Source organism: Blautia sp. CAG:257 (genome assembly GCF_000433815.1).
GTDB lineage: Bacteria > Bacillota > Clostridia > Lachnospirales > Lachnospiraceae > Blautia_A > Blautia_A caecimuris.
The window spans coordinates 2,441-4,554 of the sequence record NZ_HF999084.1; the positions used below are offsets into that span (position 1 = coordinate 2,441).

General features: G+C 43.4%; 2 protein-coding genes and 1 pseudogene. All 3 read left to right on the plus strand.

Annotated features, from left to right (window positions below; translation table 11 throughout):
• The coding region (locus QVP40_RS10110) for a sensor histidine kinase (protein ID WP_288200471.1) at positions 1–863 on the plus strand (863 nt) is incomplete at its 5' end.
• Positions 864–943: 80 nt separating this feature from the next.
• The gene (locus tag QVP40_RS10115) at positions 944–1,708 is read left to right on the plus strand and encodes an ABC transporter ATP-binding protein (protein ID WP_022068316.1); all 765 of its coding nucleotides are present in this window, start codon (positions 944–946) and stop codon (positions 1,706–1,708) included.
• Positions 1,701–2,114: pseudogene (locus QVP40_RS10120) on the plus strand (hypothetical protein); the annotation flags it as partial. The gene QVP40_RS10115 and the pseudogene QVP40_RS10120, both read left to right, overlap by 8 nt.

Sequence of the window (2,114 nt, forward strand, 5' to 3'; positions counted from 1 at the left end):
TTCAGAGAAAAAAGACCTTTGAATGTATTTTGCAGACTCTTTCTGAGCTGGATAAGCCCTATCTGATCGGCGAAGTGGAAAGCCCACTGAATAATCTGGAAGGGAAAAAGTACTGGGAAATTTTAAGAAAATCCAACAAATCAGTGATTGAAAAAATCAATGAAACAGAGGATGAAATGAAAGATTACAGGGAGTATATAGAAAGCTGGGTCCATGAGATCAAGCTTCCCATCACTGCTCTGGAGCTGATGGTTCAGAAGGAAGAGCCAAAGAAAAAGAACAGTCTTATGGAAGAACTGGAGCGGATTGACAATTATGTGGAGCAGGTACTTTTTTATGCCAGGTCAGAGCAGGTATATCAGGATTTTGTGATTTCGGAAACAGATATTACAGAAGTGATCTATGAGGTTATGGCAAAAAACAAAGGACTTCTCATTGGAAACCGGGCTGCAGTGCAGGTAGAAACAGAAGGAAACCTGCTTCTGTGCGATGGAAAGTGGATGAGCTTTATTCTGCAGCAGGTTATTACAAACGCAGTGAAATATATGGATTTTCAAAAGGAAATTTTCCGGATTCATATTTATATAAAGAAAGATGCAGACAAAAAAGAGCTGGTAGTAGAGGATAATGGAGTGGGAATTTCACCCGGAGATATTGGAAGAGTATTTGAGAAAGGATTTACCGGAGCAAACGGACGGGCTGCGGATAAGAACAGTCTTATGGCATCCACGGGAATGGGGCTTTATCTGTGCAGAAAGCTTTGTGAAAAAATGGATATTGGGATCAGAATAGAATCAGAAGAGGGAGAGTATACAAAAGTGATCTTTTGCTTTGGAAAAAGTACTTATCTGACAAAACTGTAAGATTTATGCAAGTAACTTCGATAGGAGCAGCCGGACAGCTCTGATATAATGGCAGCATCAAAGGAAAGGACAAAAGATTTATGAGTGGAAAAATCCGGGTATGTGATATTGAAAAATATTACGGGAATAAAAATAATCTTACAAAGGCTGTCAACCGTATCAGCTTTCAGGTACAGAACGGAGAGTTTGTAGGGATCATGGGAGCCTCCGGCTCCGGAAAAACTACGCTTCTGAATCTTCTGGCAGCTATTGACCAGGTGACGGCAGGCCATATTTATTATGGGGATATGGATATTACGGAGCTTCCGGACAAAAAGCTTGCAGATTTCAGAAAAGATCATCTTGGATTTGTATTTCAGGATTTTAATCTTCTGGATACGCTGACTCTGAAAGAAAATATTGTGCTTGCAATGGCTCTTCACACAAATTCCAGGAAAAAAATTGAGGAGCGGGTATCGGCAGTGATGAAACGGCTGGGAATCTATGAACTCCGGAATCGTTTTCCCTATGAAGTCTCCGGGGGACAGAAGCAGAGATGCGCCTGCGCCAGAGCTCTGATCAATCGTCCGGATCTGATACTGGCAGACGAGCCTACAGGGGCTTTGGATTCCAGATCTGCACAGATGCTTCTGGAAACCTTTACTGCCATGAATGATGAAATGGGAGCCACTATCCTTATGGTTACCCATGATGCGTTTTCTGCAAGCTACTGCAGCCGCATTCTGTTTTTAAAGGACGGGGAGATTTTTCATGAGCTTGTAAGAGGCGCGGAGAGCAGAAGAGAATTTCTCAATGAAATTCTGGACGTTCTGTCGCTGACAGGAGGTGAAGGCGCCTGTGAGTAAGACAGAAGGAAAAAGAACACAGAGAAAGCCGCAAAATCAGCGGAAGAGTTCCGGAAAAGCGGGACGGGAAAAAAACGGATCTCCCAGACAGTACGGAGAAATTTTCCGGACACTTACCAGAAGAAATGCCAGCCGGTCTTTCCGGGATTACGGAATTTATATTGCCACGCTGACAGCCGTATCTGCTTTGATGTTTGCCTTTCATTCGCTGATGTTTTCAGAGGATATTCTGAAGCTCTGTGAGGACGGCGGACTTTTTATTGGAAGTATGATCGGAGCCGCTGCATTTTTTATTGTATTTATCATGGCATGGCTGGTGGGATATATTGTGCGGTTTATGGCAAACCGGCGCAGCAGGGAATTTGGCACTTATCTGCTTCTGGGTGTATCAGGCAGACGTCTGGCA